This is a genomic window from Sporomusa sp. GT1 (genome assembly GCF_014634905.1).
In the GTDB taxonomy this organism is placed as follows: domain Bacteria; phylum Bacillota; class Negativicutes; order Sporomusales; family Sporomusaceae; genus Sporomusa; species Sporomusa sphaeroides.
Genome location: NZ_BMBX01000020.1, coordinates 38,551 through 57,273, shown reverse-complemented (window position 1 = coordinate 57,273; position 18,723 = coordinate 38,551). Strand labels below are relative to the sequence as shown.

14 protein-coding genes are annotated in these 18,723 nt (G+C 46.7%); all 14 read right to left on the bottom strand.

Annotated features, from left to right (window positions below):
• Positions 1–500 (bottom strand): dihydroxy-acid dehydratase (locus GT1_RS17390; protein ID WP_188399764.1); only part of this gene is annotated, 500 nt, incomplete at its 3' end.
• A 34-nt stretch (positions 501–534) separates the two neighbouring features.
• Entirely contained in the window at positions 535–1,791 is a 1,257-nt protein-coding gene (locus tag GT1_RS17385; RefSeq protein ID WP_188399763.1) for a lactate racemase domain-containing protein, read from the bottom strand.
• 23 nt (positions 1,792–1,814) lie between these two features.
• Positions 1,815–3,083 carry a TRAP transporter large permease gene (locus GT1_RS17380; RefSeq protein ID WP_188399762.1) on the bottom strand — a complete coding sequence of 423 codons (1,269 nt, stop codon included), beginning with the start codon at positions 3,081–3,083 and terminating at the stop codon, positions 1,815–1,817.
• Positions 3,080–3,559: a TRAP transporter small permease gene (locus GT1_RS17375; RefSeq protein ID WP_188399761.1), complete on the bottom strand. Its 480-nt coding sequence runs from the start codon at positions 3,557–3,559 to the stop codon at positions 3,080–3,082. The genes GT1_RS17380 and GT1_RS17375 overlap by 4 nt, the downstream gene beginning before the upstream one ends.
• A gap of 83 nt (positions 3,560–3,642) precedes the next feature.
• On the bottom strand, positions 3,643–4,647 hold the full coding sequence (locus GT1_RS17370; RefSeq protein WP_188399760.1) for a TRAP transporter substrate-binding protein: 1,005 nt from the start codon (positions 4,645–4,647) through the stop codon (positions 3,643–3,645).
• A gap of 105 nt (positions 4,648–4,752) precedes the next feature.
• Positions 4,753–6,024: a four-carbon acid sugar kinase family protein gene (locus tag GT1_RS17365; RefSeq protein WP_188399759.1), complete on the bottom strand. Its 1,272-nt coding sequence runs from the start codon at positions 6,022–6,024 to the stop codon at positions 4,753–4,755.
• A 194-nt stretch (positions 6,025–6,218) separates the two neighbouring features.
• A complete protein-coding gene (locus GT1_RS17360; RefSeq protein ID WP_188399758.1) occupies positions 6,219–8,153 on the bottom strand; it encodes a sigma 54-interacting transcriptional regulator in 1,935 nt (644 codons plus the stop codon).
• A gap of 187 nt (positions 8,154–8,340) precedes the next feature.
• Entirely contained in the window at positions 8,341–10,020 is a 1,680-nt protein-coding gene (ilvD, locus tag GT1_RS17355) for a dihydroxy-acid dehydratase (RefSeq protein ID WP_188399757.1), read from the bottom strand.
• A gap of 99 nt (positions 10,021–10,119) precedes the next feature.
• Positions 10,120–11,025: a dihydrodipicolinate synthase family protein gene (locus GT1_RS17350; protein ID WP_188399756.1), complete on the bottom strand. Its 906-nt coding sequence runs from the start codon at positions 11,023–11,025 to the stop codon at positions 10,120–10,122.
• A gap of 35 nt (positions 11,026–11,060) precedes the next feature.
• Positions 11,061–12,629 (bottom strand): response regulator, encoded by a 1,569-nt coding sequence (locus GT1_RS17345; protein ID WP_188399755.1) that lies wholly within the window; start codon positions 12,627–12,629, stop codon positions 11,061–11,063.
• A 67-nt stretch (positions 12,630–12,696) separates the two neighbouring features.
• Positions 12,697–14,265 (bottom strand): histidine kinase, encoded by a 1,569-nt coding sequence (locus GT1_RS17340; protein WP_188399754.1) that lies wholly within the window; start codon positions 14,263–14,265, stop codon positions 12,697–12,699.
• Between the two features lie 285 nt (positions 14,266–14,550).
• The gene (gene larA, locus GT1_RS17335) at positions 14,551–15,840 is read right to left on the bottom strand and encodes a nickel-dependent lactate racemase (RefSeq protein WP_188399753.1); all 1,290 of its coding nucleotides are present in this window, start codon (positions 15,838–15,840) and stop codon (positions 14,551–14,553) included.
• 265 nt (positions 15,841–16,105) lie between these two features.
• Positions 16,106–16,939 carry a 3-methyl-2-oxobutanoate hydroxymethyltransferase gene (gene panB / locus GT1_RS17330; protein ID WP_075752987.1) on the bottom strand — a complete coding sequence of 278 codons (834 nt, stop codon included), beginning with the start codon at positions 16,937–16,939 and terminating at the stop codon, positions 16,106–16,108.
• Positions 16,940–16,970: 31 nt separating this feature from the next.
• A complete protein-coding gene (ilvD, locus tag GT1_RS17325; protein WP_188399752.1) occupies positions 16,971–18,635 on the bottom strand; it encodes a dihydroxy-acid dehydratase in 1,665 nt (554 codons plus the stop codon).
• Positions 18,636–18,723: the final 88 nt, after the last annotated feature.

Below are 18,723 nucleotides of genomic sequence, written 5' to 3'. Positions count from 1 at the left end.
TACTTGTCACCGGCTCCGTAGAGAATTTCGGAGGACATATAATTGGGACCGCTGAGCATGGAACCGCCGGTCACATGGAGAGTGGCCATATCAAGCCTCAGCATGGTCATTAATTGCGCGGGAACCGACTTGTCACAGGATGCCATAAACACAGCGCCGTCAAAGGGTGATGCCAGGGCATGGATTTCAAACATAAAGGACATGATTTCCCGGCTGGCCAGGGAGTAATTCATCCCGTCATGCGCCATGGCGATACCGTCACAGATATCAGTAACCGCATAAACCGCCGGCTTGCCTTGTGATTCGTAAACACCGATTTTTGCTTCGTCGGCCAGTCCCCCCAAATGGCTGCTGCCAGGATGGCTGTCGCCATGGACTGTATCAATTAAAATCTGGAGTTTCCCCAGATCCGGCTCGTCCCACTGCATTCCGGCCCGCAAGCCGTCTCCCTGATAATTGACTTTGCGTAATTGCTGGCTGCGGCTGCAACCACAACTCATAAAAATCGACCTCCCCCTAGTATATTAAATCTTATTAAATTGCTGCTGCCCATGATAATATTAAATTCCCATTACTATTAAACACTTCAGTTACAGCAGTATTTTCCACGACATATTCTGTCGGTATTTCCTTTATTAACGCCGGCGAAATATACATTTCGCTAAGCGATAACGTGTTTTTTATAAATACAATTCGTGCACTGTCCCAATTGACCGCACGACCACATGTTTTTAGGGCAACACGAACGGCTTGGTAATCGTCAGGCATTTTTACAGGTACGAAACACCGCTCTAAAAAACCCGACGTGATGGTGTTAATATACGTTTTTTTGAAATCTACTTTATTATACAAACGTTCAGTAATGACGTCCGGAATCCCCAATCCGACTGCGTTGCCGCCGGATTCCTTGGTTAAATCCAGCGCCACTATCCGTTTTGGCCCTCCCGGTTCATCAATTACTTCTTCGATGCGCATCCGTTTAGTAACATTGGGGTCTATCCCAACGCCGGAAATGTTTTTACCCATTTCCTGGACAACAAGTACATCTAAATTGTCAAAAGGAATTTGGGGCAGCAGTTTCTTCGATAATACCAGCAGCTCTTGCTCCCGGGCGAAAATATTATCAGCTCCTAGCACTTCGATAATTGCTGTTTCATCAAACTTGTTTTCCACAATAGCAACTGCCGCTATTAAAGGTATTCGTTTCTGCACAACGGCAGACACTTTCGGGATGAGCTCCCTGAGCCCTCTGATACCATGGCGATGGACAGCCTCGGCTTGCGCCCGTTTTCCGATGCCAATAGTTAACATTTTAACCACACCACTCTCATGGGGACCATGAAAATCGGTGTGTGCTTTTACTCTGTTAACAGGCACAACACCATCTAACGTCATCGCGTTTTTGTCAACATATACCGGATGACCGTTAACATTACCCACCTGTTCGACCTTCATGCCGGAAACAATGGGTACCCCAAGATACTCTTCAGTAATTCCATAATCAGCCAAAACAGCTTTCTGGCCTTCGGCTGTCGCCCCACCATGGCTACCCATGGCCGGCAGAACAACTACCTCTGCCCCGGCCGCCTGCAGCAGGCAGACAACATGCTTAACGATTTCCTTTATGTTACAGATCCCCCGACTTCCTGACAAAACACCGATTTTCTTACCTGCCAGTGATTTCCCCGCCGTTTGGCACCTAAAACCATCGTCAATATGGCGGAATATATCAGCAAGCTCTAATTTGTCCGGCTTCTCCATATCTTTGATTAAGTACAGTTCTTGTTTCATTTATACACCGCCTTCCAAGCCTATTACTTTCCGATTACCCAGGTAGTCATTTCAGGTACATAGGTAATTAGCATTAACACCAACAGCATAATACCGATAAACGGAAGAATGGCCCGGCTTAATGTTACTAAAGGAACTTTAGATATATTACTGGAAACATACAGGGCTGTCCCTACCGGTGGAGTCAACAAACCGATAGTTAAATTTATTACCATCATCAACCCAAACTGAACAAGGTTAACGTCCAGTGATTGAGCTACAGGTACCAGCACAGGCACCAGTAAAATGATGGCCGGCCCGCTGTCTAAGAACATACCGACAATAAGAAGCAGTACGTTAATCATAGCTAAAATAACAAGTTTATTGTCTGAAAGACTCAAGATTGACTGAGTGATTTGCTGCGGTATTTGTTCACAGGCTAACAACCAGCTAAATAACGATGCAGTGGCAATCAGAAAAGAAATTGTGGCTGTACTGATAACCGCCTTCCCAAAAATATCGGGGAAATCGCTCCAGTTTAATTCTTTGTAAATAAATTTACCAACTATAATCGCATATACAGCAGCAACAACCCCACCTTCGGTGGGCGTGAAAACACCAAAGCGAATACCAACGATAATAATTACCGGCATCATTAAGGCCCAAATAGAATCTTTAAAAGAAACCCACCGCTCAGGCCAGATCTTTTTGCCTTCAATTGGATAGCCCCGCTTGATGGCTATATAATGTGAATAAACCATAAAACCGCCAGCAATCAGTATACCGGGCACAAACCCGGACATAAACAAGTCACCAATGGAAGCGCCGGCCGACACTCCGTAAATAATCATGGCAATACTTGGCGGAATAATCAGTCCGATACTGCCGGCAGCCGCCACCAAAGCAGCGGAAAAGTCCTTGTGATAGTTACGTTTTGTCATTTCCGGTACCATGATGCTCCCAATGGCTGCCGTATCAGCAACGCCGGATCCGGAAATACCACCCATAATGACACCGGTAATTGAAACCACATGCGCTAAGCTACCGCGGATGCCACCTACCAGCGATAATGCAAAACCGATAATGCGGCTGGTAATTCCCCCTTTTTCCATGAGCGAGCCTGCCAACATGAAGAAGGGAATAGCCATTAACGGAAAAGAATCTACTGCCGCAAACATCCGCTGTAGCACTACCTGTAATGGATAATCACCGACCAATACCATAGCTGCTAAGGAGGCAATACCTAAGACAAAGGCAATTGGCACCCCGAGAAAAACTAGGGCAATAAAAGTTGAAAACAGTATAGGAGTCAATCCTCAGTACCTCCTTGCATGCAATCTTCATACAGATTTTTGGCCAGATAAAAAATTATCAATACACCGCTGACTGGCAAAATCAGATACACCCAGTACATGGGTATTTGCAAAGCTGCGCTGACCTGCCGCGATCCAAGGGTTATCATATTTATTGCGGCATAAATCATAACACCGGCAAGTGCCATCATCGTCAAGTAACCAAAAGCAATTACCGGCTTTTTCAAAGACTGCGGCAGTTTGCCTATAAGTACATCTAGAGCCACATGGGATCTATTACGTACCGCTAGGGCAGTACCCAGGAATGTTATCCATACAAACAAGTATCTTCCTACTTCTTCCGACCAGGTTAATGAGTTGCTAAACACATAGCGAGAAATCACCTGGAGGAAAATTACTGATACCATAGACAACATTAACAAAAAACTCATTCCCAAAAGGAATTTATAAAGTTTTTTTTCTAACACTGAGAACATAGGCATTTCCCCTTTCCCATCCAGAGGACTTCCCTAGCGACTCCACTGCTGGAAAGTCCTCCTTGCGACAGAATTAATTACAATTACTTGCCGGCTTCAATAATTTTATTATAGATGTCAATCCCGTATTTCTCGGCAAATTCCTTGTGGGTGGTTTGTGCGGCTTTTGCCCATTGAGTAGTATCCGGTGTGGTTACCTTCATTCCTTTGGCCTGTAGATCATTTAACAGATCCTGAGTCTTATCAGCAACCAATTTATTCTCATATTCAGTTGTTTCTTTTGCCGCTTCACTAATGGCCTTTTGCTGATCAGGAGTCAGTTTCTCCCAAGTTTTATTACTCATCGCCATAACGACATACTCATACTTATGATTAGTCATAGCAATATACTTTTGCACTTCGTAAATTTTACCAGCGTGAATGTACGGTACCGGGTTTTCCTGAGCTTCAATAACATTTTGCTGCAATGATGTATACACTTCGCCCCAAGCCATTGGGGTAGGATTTGCGCCCATAGCTTTCCAGGCTGTAACCATTGGCGGAATCTCCGGTACCCTAATTTTTATACCTTTAATGTCTTCAAGCGTGTTAACCGGCTTATTTGTTGTTAATTGACGCGGCCCGCGCTCCCAGAAGGACAGTCCCCTAATGTTCGAACTATTGAGTAATTTACTTAGCAGTTCATCGCCTATCGGTCCATAGATTACTTTGCGTAAATGTGCTTCATCTTTAAACAGATAGGGCATTTCCATAATTTGCAAGGTTGGTTCAAAGTTACCAAGAACTCCGGCAACTAACGCAAAGTCTACCGACCCCATCTGCAAACCTTCGGTCATATCGCGGTCATTACCAATTGTAGAGTTGGGAAATATCTGAACTGTTACTTCACCATTCGTCTTTTTTGCAACCAGTTCGGCAAACTTTTGGGCACCTTTATGCCACAAGTCGGATTCGCTTTGAATGTGTCCTAACTTTAGTGTAATTGGTTTCTTTCCAGATGCAGTATCGCTTTTCGTACCGGTTCCGCCACACCCCGCCATAGCAACAAGGCTAAACACTAACAGTAAAACCAAGGACAGTCTTTTCATAATTTCCCCCTATTGTTTTATTTAGTGCCAAACAAACTCTATCTCCTGGTACTTATCCCCCCTTATTCCGACATTAGCACCTTTGGCACTATATGGATAACTTTGTTATAACAGTTCCAATACTTTTCTTAGTGAGTTTTTCTTGCCAAAACCGCCGGCTTTAGTAACCAGATGCAACCCGTCGCAGTTGCCGCCAACTGCTTTGCCAATGGGAATACCGGCGAGTAATTCGCGCTCAAGATCAATTGCCGTTATATCCAGGGTCTGGCAAATCCTTGTCGCCGTCCCCCCGCCGGATATAACAAGGTTACATAAGCCATGTTGTTCTGCAGTTTCTTTGGCAATCTGACCTAATAAAGCAGTTACAGTATTGCCATGCTTCTGCACCTGTACCGACAGGCTGAGGGCATCAGTGTTGTTGCGGCTTTCAAGCAATGTATCGATAACTACTACCGGGATCCGGCCACTATGCAGTGAAGACCCTATACTTGTCATCACCCTTGCCTGTTCTTCTGCAACCTGGCCATCATAGATGACTGCTGATTGAATTATAATTAGTTCAGTATTGGGGTAATCTAACATGCTGGTTATTTGTTCTGCTGTAACCTGATTCAAAGTTCCGGCAATAACCATAGTCCCTTGGCGCATGCTCATAGTTTCCTGGTTAACAACCTTCCAGGCAATCGGCATACTACCGGCCAAACCTGATGATCCGGCAGCAAGATAAGGAACCGACAACCGGCATAAGGCAATTGCAATATTGCGCAAATCTACTTCAGTCACTGCATCAATCGCAATCACTCGGATACCAGCGGTATGTAAAGCAGTAATTTTTTGAACAAGCTTCTTTTCACCCTGGCGGACATCGTCAAGGCCAATAATAGCTACCGGTATACTGGGGCTGCATCTGATAATGGAAGGTATATAGCCGACAGGAACAGGTACACTACTATCGCCCCATTCTTGTACAAGCTGTAAATACCCATTTTCCACAATCCGTCCATGAGCCGGATAAGATGGCACTATAACCGCCAAAGTAAGCGCCAGTGCATCCATCATGGCTTTCAGTTCTTCAATAATATTGCCCCGTAACGTGGAGTCAATCTTTTTGTAAAACTGTTTAAACCCAAGTTTGTGCAATGCTGTCGCCACTTGGTTAACACGGTCATAAGCAACTTCAGCCGAAAGGGTCCGCGAATTGGTGTTGACTGAAATGACGTCTACACCTGCGCAGTGGCTGACTAATTCCAAATGATTCAGTACAACCTGTGTACTAAAACCAAATTTTCGAAATTGCACCCCCGCATCATTAGCTCCGATTAGATTGTCCGCAATAATCGCCAGGCGTTCCATTAATATATCCATCCTCACTTTCACAATATTATATATGCAAATATCGCGCCAACTTTTTTGATTAATCGTTTTATTCCCGCAAAAGCAAGAACGGCGCAGATAATTGTCTAAATATCGCTATTATTATAATTATTTGCAAAAATCCTGTCATTTCAAAATGAAAGCCTGGCATATCTTAATAGCGATATATCAGGCTTATAATTCAGGTATTATTTAATCTATTCTGACTCTTTCAAATTGTAATTGATTATTTCATTTTGAAAGAGTTTAATTTTCCGCCAAATCGTAGTCGTACTAATTCCCAGAATTTTTGCAGTGCGTTCGTGACTGCCTGTTTCCTGCAAAACCTGTCGAATGATGGAGTACTCCATTTCTTGTATTGTTCCTTTTGGCACCAATCTCATGCCACCATCCTGCCGGTCGCAATCTAAGTCTAACACTCTTTCCAGGTCTTCACCGGTAACAACACAATCTTTTTTGAGAATAAGCAGCCGCTCAATGATACTCTCCAGTTCTCTTACATTTCCCGGCCATTGATACCTGCTCAGCATATTCCAGGCTGTAGCGCTAAACTGCAGCGGTTGTTTAAACAACTTTGCTGCCAACTTAGTATTGATGTTTTCAACCAAGCAGGGAATATCTTCTTGCCTGGCCGCTAGCGGCAGCAACTTTAGTTTGAGAATACTTAAGCGGTGATATAGATCCCGGCGAAAAAGTCTTTTTTCGATTAGTTCTGGCAGATCTCTGTGTGTCGCTGCTATTATTCCAACATCTACCGGAATAATTTTATCTCCGCCAATTCGCATAATTTCACGCTGTTGAATGGCTCTTAACAGTCTGGCCTGGATGCTTAACGATATTTCACCAATTTCGTCGAGGAAAATAGTTCCTTGATTAGCCTGTTCGAACAGGCCCTTTTTCCCATTCTTACGGGCACCGGTAAAAGCCCCATACTCGTAGCCAAAAAGCTCACTTTCCAGCAAACTTTCAGGTAAGGCAGCGCAGTTAACAGCAACAAATGGCCCGCGTGCGCGCCGGCTATAATTATGGATACTTTGGGCAATAATTTCCTTACCGGTTCCAGTGTCACCATTGATAAGGATTGTAGACTCCACACTGGCATAACTTTTTGCTGCCTCTATAGTTTCCTTCATGCTTGCATTGACCGTGATAAAGTCGTCAAAATGATACACAGCCTTATACCCTTTTTGGCCATAATCCTTGCCACATTTATCCTTGTAAGCAAATGGCGCTTCGGTGATTGTTAATACGGCGCCAATCGTTTGTCCACCCACAAGCATGGGTACCACCCGGCATTCCAAAGCTTGTTCAGCGCCTCCTGCTAACGTTATAATTCTCGTCTGCCCATAGCGCAGAGTATCATCAAAGTTGATGTCAACAAAAAAAGTGGCAGCAAGATTGCCAATCAGCTGATCTTTACTTCTTTTTAGCATTTTTTCCGCAGCATGGTTCATATAGGTAATTCGACTGCGACTGTCAAGGGCCACAATTCCTTCGCCTGTAAACTCCATGATGGCTTTAAACTGCTTAAGTTTTGCCATATTAGCGCGACCGGCAGCAACTAATTCACGTGCCTGCTGCACAGATTGCAACAAGGCTTCCCGGCCTACAGTCACCGGAAAACAGGGAATTCCTTCTGTCATAAATTCTGGAATACTTTCATTTGTAGATATATCCGGAACTTCGCTGACTATGGCTGCGATTCCATTCAGACCAGCTCCCGGCAATCCGGATAAAACCATAGTCCGCAGCCCGACAATGTCAGACACGAGTGTAGCATTATCAACAACAGCATCACCCCTTAACCCTATCACCAGGTTAGCATAGTCTTGCTCCTCCTTATTTTCTGCCAGCCATTTCCGGGCCTGTTGCACACCCCGCAAAATATCCAGAACGCCAGGCCGGAGGGAAACTGTCGGAATACTGACCGTTGTTTTTACGGCTTCGGCAAAGGATACGTGACAAATAAGAACATCTGCACCTTTTTCACTGAGCTGTTGTGCGATCGAAATAACATCTTTGCCTGTAGCCATAGCCACATGGATCTTTTCTCCCCAATCGCGGAACAAATCTAAGGCACGTAAAGTAAATTCCTTGTTAGGAGCAATAAGAGCGATTTTATCTGTTTGCACTGTTAACAATCCCTCCCCCTGATTATTATACTATAAAAACCCGCTAAGACAGAATTTTAAGTAAATACCTCCATAAGCGAATAACTAAAGCAACACCCTCAAGACTCTTCTACATAATAATTCTTTTAAAATACAGAAGGAGCCCTTACTAACAGGCTCCTCCATAAAATAAAGCATGCTCATCCGTTTAAATCTCGATTACAGCACCCTTCGCCGCCGAACTTGCCAGCTTAGAGTAAACGCCCAAATAGCCGCGGGTAAACTTAGGCTGCGGTCTCTGCCATCTTGTCAGCCTTGCTTGTATTTCCTCCTCCGACAGGTGCAAATGCAGGCTGCCGTTAGGAATATCAATGGTGATTTTATCACCATTTTCCACTGCGGCTAATGGCCCGCCCTCAGCCGCTTCCGGCGAGATATGTCCGACAAAGCAGCCATTATTTGTACCGGAGAAACGCCCATCGGTAATTAGTGCCGTTTTCTTGGCCAAACCCATGCCGTAAATATATTTCATAGCTTTATACATCTCCCGCATACCGGGTCCGCCTTTCGGACCTTCATAACGGATAACAACAACATCGCCTGCGGCAATACCGCCGTTTAAGATGGCCGCTTCAGCGGCTTCTTCACAGTCAAATACCCTGGCCATGCCTGTAAATACATGCATGGCCGGATCGATGGCCGCCGGCTTGGTTACGGCAGTACCGGGCGCAAGATTTCCTCTTAAGATAGCCAGGCCTTTTTGTTGGCTGAAGGGTTGTTCCAAGGTACTGATGACATTGGGATTAAAAGGATATTTATATTTATAGGCGGCAAGGTTTTCCGCCACCGTCTTGCCTGTTACCGTAATGCTGTCACCATGCAGCAGCTGTTTTATTTCCTCCATTACTTTCGGTATTCCACCCGCCTGGTGAAAATCTTCCATATCATACTGCGAAGCCGGATTTACCTTGGCAATTTGCGGCGTCGTCCGGCTGAGCCGGTCATAGGCAGCCATCATGGCACCGGCATCAATGCCAAGTTCTGCCGCAACCGCCGACAGGTGCAGCACAGCGTTGGTTGAACCGCCGGTTGCCATTAAGACCCTGATGGCATTTTCCAGCGACTGATAGGTGATAACCTTGTCTGCCGTTATTTGGCGCTGTACCAGCGAGACAATAGCTTTGCCCGTACTTTCCGCCAGTCTCAGCCTGTCGGCATACACCGCCGGTACCAGCGCCGCTCCCGGCAGGGACATTCCCATAGCTTCCGCCATGCAGCACATGGTATTAGCGGTGCCATAGAAGGCGCAAGAGCCGCAGGTTGGACCGCAAAGCTCCTCTAATTGCTCATAGGTCTCGCCGTCTATTTTGTCGCTTTTCAGCATTCCCAAGGCTTCAGACATGGTGGTTAGGTCGGATTTCCGCCCATCAAACGTTACGCCGCCCAGCATCGGCCCGCCGTTTAGGAAAATAGCCGGAATAGTAAGCCTGGCCGCGGCCATCAGCATACCGGGAACAATTTTATCACACGAACCAAGCAGCACAATGCCGTCTAACCGGTGCGCCTCGACCATTACCTCAATATCATTGGCAATTAAATCCCTGGAAGGCAAAATATAGTGCATGCCCGCATGCCCCTGGGCGGTACCGTCACATGCCCCAATAACGCCGAATTCGGCGACGGCTCCGCCGGCCCGATAGATACCTTTGCGCACATGGTCGGCAACCTGGCGCAGGTTGGCATGACCTGGAACCAGTTCGTTCCAGGAGTTGGCAATCCCAATGACAGGCCGGTTTAAATCGTCGTCAGAAAAGCCCACAGATTTAAATACGCTCCGATTGAAACACCAGTCGGGTTTTTTTAGAATATCATGACTCCTATTGCCCATAAACCTTCCCCTCCTACTCGATTTGACCTATAAAATTTTGTTCGATATTATCAAACATTGTTCGTGTTTTTACGGAAAAAATTTTATCCCGGATTTTGGTTAACCGCACCGGGAAGTTATCCCCGCTTTATCCAATAAAATTCGAATGGTTTGCGACTGCAGAGCTGTCAGCTCAACTGCCGGTTCTTTTACCGCCGGAACAATGGGGACCCCCACGGCGGCAACAGCACCTTTAATGCCGGCAACAAAGGGCGACGTTACCTCATACAGATTCATCAAAATTGAAATTTGCGCCTGGGCTATGGCAAGCTTGCCAAAATTCCGTGCGGCATAGGCCTTCATAAAATCGGCAAAGACCTCCGGAATTACATTTGTCAGGCCACTGAGAGCCCCGTCACCGCCTGCCATTAAATTAGGCAGCAAATATTCGTCATAGCCGGAAAGAACGCTAAAATCCGGAAACTCAGACTTAACCACCTGAATCAGTTTGCGCGTGTGGCTAATATTATCCACCGTATCTTTAATGGCTACAATATGCTTAAACTCTCTGACCAGGCGCAGAACAAGCTCCGGTCCAAGGTCAAAGGCAGTTCTGTCAGGGAAGTTATACAGCATGATGGGCAAAGTGGTGCTCCGGGCCAGATTGGCATAATAGCGGTATATGCTGTCCGGGTCCAGCTTGAAATAATAGGGAGCAATGACTACCGCGCCATCGACGCCTGCCTGTTCCGCAAACCGGGTAAGTTCAATAACCTCCGCCTGCACCGTGCCGCCGGTACCGATAAGCACAGGTACCCGTTTGTTGACTGTTTTGGTAACAAAGGTAATAAATTCTTTCTTTTCTTCCAGCGAAAGGGCAAAAAATTCACCAATACTGCCCAGAAACAGAATCCCGTTAATCCCTTTGTCAATTAAGCGGTTAATATGAAGCTCGTTTCCCGGAAAATCAATGTTCCCCTGGGCATCAAGCACCGTAATGCTTGGCGATAATATCCCCCTAAACATACAAATCCTCCCCTTCCTGGTTTTGGCGAGCAACCTCACGAGCCTGCTTTGGTTATAGAGGCAACCAGCGTACTCGGTGATTGCCGGTAGTGTTTTTTAAACACACTGCTAAAATAACTGGCATCACGGAAGCCAACCATATGGGCAACCTCGGCAACGGTATATTTGCCGCTTAACAATATTTCCCTGGCTTTCTCCAGGCGCACAGAGGTCAGGTAGGCTGCATATCCTTCGCCGGCATGTTTCTTGAAAATACGGCAAAAATAGCCTGTGCTCATAAATAGCTTTTCAGCAAATTGTTCCAGCGTAAGGTCTTTATGATAGTTGTTATTGATATATTCAACCGCCCATTTCACTGCCTGCCCGGCGCTGTTTTGATCAGCAGAGCCAAGCTTGCTTTCCAGGCTGTCGATCAAACTGTACAAACATTGTTCTAATTCCGCTACCGATGATGCCTGATTAACTTCACTGATAATTTTTTTTCGAAGCAGACTGGCATCCTTGTCGGAAATAATATACTCGGCATACTTTTCAATAAGCTTATTGACTATTTTTATAACAGCCGCGTGCACGGCTTCCGGCTGACACGCCCGCTCTTTCGCTTCACTTAAAAACTGATAAAATGCTTTTTTGGCTCCGTCCGGTTTTCGTTCCAGCAGACAATCCCGGATTTGCTTTTGCACAGCCACACAATCTATTTCCGCCGACCCGTCCACAGCACTGTCGATAACCAAAAGGCCCTGCTGGCGCCAAAACAAACCGGCTGCCCGTTTTTTCTTAGCCTTTTTGTAATCTGCGCCAAGCTGTGACGGCCTGACAACCAGGCTTACCGCAGCACAAAAAGTAATGCCGTATTTTTGCTCCCACTCTTCTAACTGCTGCTGCAGCATACAGCGTTCATCATAATCCCAGCGGTTAAAAATCATAACCAATTCTTCACTAAAAGAAGTCACAATGGCTTGTCCGCCAAAAAGTTCCACCCCTTCCTGCAGCAGCCGTTTCCCCAGCCCCTCCATGTGAGAGCTGCCGGAACCGGGCCAGTAAGAAGCAGACAGTACGGCGGCCGGAAAAAAGTCCTCTTTTGCCGAAATACGCTGCAGCAAAGGCAGTGTCTGGGGATTATCACCGTCATTTTTCAAAAGTTCAAATAATTTCTGCCGGTTGACGACCGGCTTGTCCTTAGCAATTTGCCGCTCCATACGCTGAAGTCGCTGACAGGCTATGCGTTGACTCAGCGCACTGGAGATGCCTTTCCGGAGGGTATCGGCCAATTGATCCGGCTTAATGGGTTTTAGAAGATAGTCGGCAACCTGGGTTCGAAGCGCTTGTTGAGCATACTCAAACTGACCATAAGCCGTTAAGATATAAATGATGATATCCCGGTGCTTCTCCCGGATAATCGCAGCCGCCTCAAGTCCATTCAGAACCGGCATATTAATGTCCAGGATAACAAACTCCGGTTGATACTGGTCCACCAGCTGCACGGCCTGCTTACCATCTGCCGCCTCCCCGCAAATTTCGAAAGGCAGGTTATGCTGATTTACAATATAGCGCAGGTAACGGCGTACAGCAGGCTCATCGTCAGCGATAATCATCTTGTACATTTGTTCTCCTCCACTCGTTTAGTGTGAAAACAAGCCAGTAGTCCGCCAAGTCTAAAGCTGTGGACTACTATAACCGCAAGACAATCCGGGCCAAAGTCCCCCCCGCTTCCAAGCGTTCAATAGTAAATGTAAACATATCTCCATAATAATGCTTTAATCGCAGGAAGATATTTTTAATTCCGATACCTTTCAGGCTTGGCGGGTCATAATCATCGCCGGACAGCTCACGCACCGCTGCCCCAATGTGTTTAGCTATACCACAGCCATTGTCAAGCACCTCAATAATGCCGCAATTATCCTCTTTATACCCCTGCACCAGCAGTTGTCCCTGCTGAGCAACATCCTTAAACCCATGTAAGATCGAGTTCTCAATTAAAACCATGATTGTCATGAAAGGAATTTTCACTTCCAGCATAGCGGGCTCAATGTCAATGGCAACAGCAAATTTGTCGGGAAACCGGGTCTGCTGAATAAACAAGTAATCCCGGACATAGCTTAATTCCTCTTCGATGGTAACTAATGACTCGGCTTTTCCCAGGCTTAATCTCAGCAGATTGGAGAGTGAATACGTTAATGACGCCAGGGTGGTGGCACCATCCATTTCGGCCTGTTGGGAAATGGTATTTAGGGTATTAAAGAGAAAATGCGGATTGACCTGCGATTCCAGAAATTTTAGCCGCGCCTGGCTTAAGGAGTGATGCAGCCGTGCCTGCATTTCCCGCTCCTGGACTAGATTGATCCGGTAGTAACTCAGCTCTTTTTCTTTCATGGAGTCAATCATAAGCTGTACCAGTGAAGCGCTTACCAATGACAGGGTTTCGGCCACCGAATTAAGATGGTTCCGGTGAATAAAGTTCAGTTTAAAATAAGCTTCCTGCGCACTGTTGACGGCGAAATTGTCCGGAACGAGCTGGGTTAGGTTTGTTGACATTCTTCCATAACCACAGCCAAGATAGCCCAATACCTTGCCATTGACAATAAACGGGCTTTGAATGGCAGAAACACCAAATTTGCAATGAAAAATCCGTTGTCCCGCATATGCCTGCCGCTCAGTTGCCTCATGCAGGACACAATCGCCGCTTTTCTCATCCAGACAGCTCTGGCAAATTTCCGGCAGGTTGTCTTTATCTGTCAGGAAATTGCCTGCCTCATCAATAAGTGTAACCGTCATCTGCACCGATTGGGACAGCTTTTCCACAATACTGTCAAGATTAATGGCCTTAGCCACTTCTGTAAGCACAATATCTCCGGAAATACTGACTTCTTTCAACGGCTTGGGAATCACCGAGTGAACAATGCTAAGAAAAGCCGTCGGTTTGGAGGAGCGATTGGCAAGCCAATGTTTTCCACCCTCACTGATATAGCCGATTTTACCTTCACCCAGTCTTATTTCCCGTTCATTGCAATAATGCGTGGTTACGCCATCAAGACCAATGACAATTTCAATAAAACCGGTATGCACATGCGACTGCTGCCAGGCACCGGGATATACAATAGCTACAGACACTGTGGGCTGAATGCCCGAACTGTCCGGTTCCAATTGCAGCCAGTACTGTTCTCCCCAATCAAAATGCTGATCACTGACAATTTCCAATTGAAGAGAATCCTTTATTTTGTTAATAATGTCAATGGTCATGCTGCATACCTCACAACATCAGTATCGTATCACTAATAATTTATCCATTGATGTCTAAACTCCTGCATTCCCGAATTGCACAAAGGGCTGTGAGGTTTCCCCCTTCAGCCCTGGCTCCCTGCTTGGAATTAAGCTACTTTGCCGCCGCATCCGGCAAAAAGCGGCTTTATTCTTCATCGCAATTTTTCAAATTTTCATTAATTATAGTATTGGTTAACCTGCAGGTAATTACCTCCTGAATTTATTGATATTCACTATGAATTTATTGCACAACCCCAGGTGGTCTTACTTTAGAATAGGCAGTGTGTTTGCTCCCTGTGGCATTACCGTATACATGGGTTTTTCAACACCGCATTTTTCTCTGGCAATCCGGAGTGCCTCCTCCAGTGTGGTTGTGGGGATCATGCCTGTCTTGGCAACAAGCTCGGCATTTTCAGGACGTGTTACCATGACATAGGTGGCGTGGTTGCTGCATTCGACTTCTTTGAGCGCCACCCAGCCGGGTATGCCAAAATCTGCACGCAGTGCCTTTTCCATAGCCAGCGTATCATCATAGCCAAACCAGCGGGAAAATTCCTGTGGCTCATAAATATCTTCGCACTCACTCAGCAGCACTACCACACCGCCCTTTTTAACGGCATAATAAGCGTTATCCATAGTTTTACCTGTTTGGTAAAGATTGATATCTTTAGGGTAACCGCCGGCGCTGGCAACCGTAATATCGGCCAGAGCCTCAATTTCCACACCGTACAGCTGATCTACCAGTTTGCAGCCTTCCTGCCAGGCCGAAACCCAATTACCGGCAAAAATCCCGGCATACTGTCCGTCAGGTGTCGGCACCATATTAATGATAAAGTCCGGTTGAACAAAACCGGCAATCTCCATCATATCTTCATGCAGGTCATTACCCTGCGTTTTCCGGGAAGCAGCGTTAGGATTAGAGCCTGAACCCACCTCGGCGCCAAGCCCCCACAGGTGGTTCTGACGAATGGTTTTAATAGAACTGATCCCCGGAACAATACTCTTACGGCCGCCGCCGAAACCTGCCATATAATGATAAATAATGCCGCCTGTCAGGATTAACCTGTCGGCTTCGGCGGCTATTTTATTAATAGAAACCTCCGTACCCCGGCTGGTTGTACCATAATAAACCATATTGTCCGTGTCCCAGGCATCATGGTTGACGACTTTAACCCGCTCGCAAATTTCCTTGCCGCACAGTTGGACAAACTCCTCTTCGGTATTTTGGCGATGTCCGCCTACCGCAATAATAATCGTAATATTGCTGTCCGGAACCCCGGCCTGGTTAAGGGTGGCAAGGATTTCCGGCAGCACCAGCGGCATCCGCTGCCAGGCACGCGTAATATCACTGACAGCAATGGCAACAGTTTCACCCGGTCTTACGAGTTCTTTCAGCGGCGGCGCATCAATCGGTCTAAGCAATGCTTCGCGCACCGCCTGAGGGATATCTGTCACCGGCGGATACTCCCGGCCAATAATTTCGTGCAACACCTGTTCTTCAGGAACAGAAAAGCTCATGTCTGCTTTGCCGCACTTTACCGTAAAATTCCTCATGTTTCAACACCTCTTTACTTATAATTTCCTGTTTTTGAAAAGCGCTGGCGCAGGCCTTGCAACCGTCAACATTACTGAGGCGGGGGCGGCCGTTATGCATAAGCGGAGGTTAAGCGCCAGCGTCGCAGCATTGTATGACGGCCGCCCCCGCCGGGCTTTGGCATCTTTTATCAAAAAAGGCTGGAGGTTGCGCCTCACAGCCTCTTTTTCCACCTTTGCCGCTACTTATTATTTAGCCAGCAAAGTGAGAAATTCCTTTTCTTCTTCAATACAAGCGTTTCAAATCTTCATCATTCATCGTAAAGCAATGTTTTTCTTCCGGGAAGGTGCCGTCATCAATTTCCTTGCACCAGGTATCGAAAACATCTACCATTTGCTGTCCCATTTGCGCGTATTGCTTAACAAACTTAGGCACAAATTTATCAAAAATACCTACCAGATCATAGGCGTTCAGGTTGTGGCCATTGCAGTCCCCGCCGCCGCCAACGCTGATAGTTGCGCATTTCACCCGCTCGGTAATGAGTTTGCATAACCCGGCAGGCATGCACTCCAGCACCATGGCAAAAACACCGGCGTTGTCAATGGCAATCGCATCCTGCAGCAGTTTTTCCGCAGCTTCCGAGCTTTTGCCCTGAACCTTAAACCCGCCCATCATGGCAGCAGTCTGCGGCGTTAAGCCGATATGGCCCATTACCGGAATACCTGCATCAACAACGGCTTTTACGGTATTGGCAATTTTAAAGTCGCCTTCCATTTTTACACAATCGGCGCCAATTTTTAAGAGAGTGCCGGCATTGCGGATGGCCTCATCTTTATTTACCTGGTAGGACAAAAAGGGCATATCACCTACGACAAAAGTATTGGGAGCTCCCCGGCGGACCAGCTTTACATGATAGATCATATCTTCCATGTTTACCGGCACTGTACCGTCATGTCCCTGAATAACCATTCCCAGCGAATCGCCGACCAGAATAAGTTCGGCAGCCGAACGGTCAACAATACCTGCCATCGGATAATCATATACTGTAATCATTTTGAACTTTTTGCCATTATGTTTTGTCGCAAGAATCTCAGGAATTGTAATTTTTGTTTTAGCCATTGTTATTTCCTCCCACAATTTTCTTTATTTACTATTTAAAGATTGCACCATCCATTGCTGACGATACCATCTTTGCATAACGGTCAAGATAACTGCCCTTAATTACATGGTCTTGCTTCATCGGCTTCCAGGTTGTTTTGCGGCGGGCCAGTTCTTCGTCACTGACATGCAGGTGAATACTGCCTTGGGGGATATCAATTTCAATCATATCACCTTCCTCGATCAAGGCTATCGGACCGCCTTCCGCCGCTTCCGGCGACACATGCCCGACAGCCGCCCCGGCAGTCGCCCCGGAGAAACGGCCGTCCGTAATCAGGGCCACTTCCTTGGATAAGCCCATACCCACAATGGCTGCCGTAGCGGTGAGCATCTCCCGCATACCTGGTCCGCCTTTCGGGCCTTCATATCTTACGACCACCACATCGCCTGGTTTGATTTGTCCGCCATAGATAGCGGCAACTGCCGGCTCTTCCTGGTTAAAGATCCTGGCCGGTCCTTTGTGGTGATACATTTCCGGCACAACAGCCGCACTTTTACATACCGACCCTTGAGGAGCCAGATTGCCATACAGCAATTGCAGCCCGCCTTTGGCTGAATAGGGATTATCCAGCGTCCTAATGACATTGCTGTTAATTACCTTAACCTCACTTACATTCTCGGCAACTGTTTTTCCGGTTACAGTCAAAGCTTCTTTATGAAGCAGACCGTCTCTGCATAATTGCCCCATTAATGCCGTTATTCCACCGGCATTATGGACATCTGCGGGATAATGACCATTATTGGCAGGCTTTATCTTCACCAGGTGCGGCACCTTTTGCGCCAGTTCGGTAAAACAATTGATATCAAAATCAATATCTGCCGTTTTTGCCAGTGCGGTCAAATGCAGAATGGTATTGGTAGAGCCGCCGATGGCCAGATCCACAGTGATTGTATTTTCAATGGCCTCTTTGGTCACAATTTGACGCGGTAAAATGGATTTGTGGTATAACTCCATAATTTTCATACCTGTTTGTTTGGCCAATGCCAGCCGTCTGCCGGTACCGGCCAGACAGGTGGAACCAGGCAGACACATTCCCAGCGCCTCTGTAAGAAAATTCATTGTATTGGCAGTTCCCAGCAAATTACAGGCACCACAACCTGGCAGGGCATCTCTTTCCCGTCTGGACAACTCCTCACGGGTAATGATGCCTCTGGCCACATCTCCCTGCGCCGCCATCAAATCGGTATACCCTATTTCCTGTCCGTCAACACAGCCGGTAGCCATCGGCCCCCCGCTAATCATGATGGCAGGAATATTGAGGCGAACAGCCGCCATCAGCAGGCCTGGAGTTATTTTGTCACAATTAGTAATCAGCACCATAGCATCATATTGATGCCCGTTGACCATACATTCCACCGAATCACAAATCAATTCCCGGCTGGCCAGCGGATAATGCATGCCATAGTTACCCTGGGCAATACCGTCGCACAGGCCGATCGTCGGAAACTCTATCGGTGTCCCGCCTGCGGCAATAATTCCTTCCTTAACAGCCTTAGCAATGCTATCCAGATGCACATGTCCCGGCATGGTCTCATTCTGAGTATTAACAACAGCGATCAACGGTTTATCCAGGTCTTCCGGTAAAAATCCCATAGAATAGTACAAAGCCCGGTGTGTTGCCCGTTCCAAGCCCCTTGTGGTAATATGACTTCTCATGTCATTGTTTCCTCCTTTTATTAGTCCTCTATATATTCCGCGTTACAGAATCTGACAGGCGCAGGCGGGTGGTGCAAATAGTTGGCAC

Coding starts and splice junctions, on each gene's coding strand:
- ilvD (WP_188399757.1), bottom strand. CDS start 10,020: ATGGGCAATAGGAGTCATGATATTCTAAAAAAACCCGACTGGTGTTTC.
- GT1_RS17340 (WP_188399754.1), bottom strand. CDS start 14,265: ATGACCATTGACATTATTAACAAAATAAAGGATTCTCTTCAATTGGAA.
- GT1_RS17370 (WP_188399760.1), bottom strand. CDS start 4,647: ATGAAAAGACTGTCCTTGGTTTTACTGTTAGTGTTTAGCCTTGTTGCT.
- GT1_RS17375 (WP_188399761.1), bottom strand. CDS start 3,559: ATGTTCTCAGTGTTAGAAAAAAAACTTTATAAATTCCTTTTGGGAATG.
- panB (WP_075752987.1), bottom strand. CDS start 16,939: ATGGCTAAAACAAAAATTACAATTCCTGAGATTCTTGCGACAAAACAT.
- ilvD (WP_188399752.1), bottom strand. CDS start 18,635: ATGAGAAGTCATATTACCACAAGGGGCTTGGAACGGGCAACACACCGG.
- larA (WP_188399753.1), bottom strand. CDS start 15,840: ATGAGGAATTTTACGGTAAAGTGCGGCAAAGCAGACATGAGCTTTTCT.
- GT1_RS17350 (WP_188399756.1), bottom strand. CDS start 11,025: ATGTTTAGGGGGATATTATCGCCAAGCATTACGGTGCTTGATGCCCAG.
- GT1_RS17385 (WP_188399763.1), bottom strand. CDS start 1,791: ATGAAACAAGAACTGTACTTAATCAAAGATATGGAGAAGCCGGACAAA.
- GT1_RS17345 (WP_188399755.1), bottom strand. CDS start 12,629: ATGTACAAGATGATTATCGCTGACGATGAGCCTGCTGTACGCCGTTAC.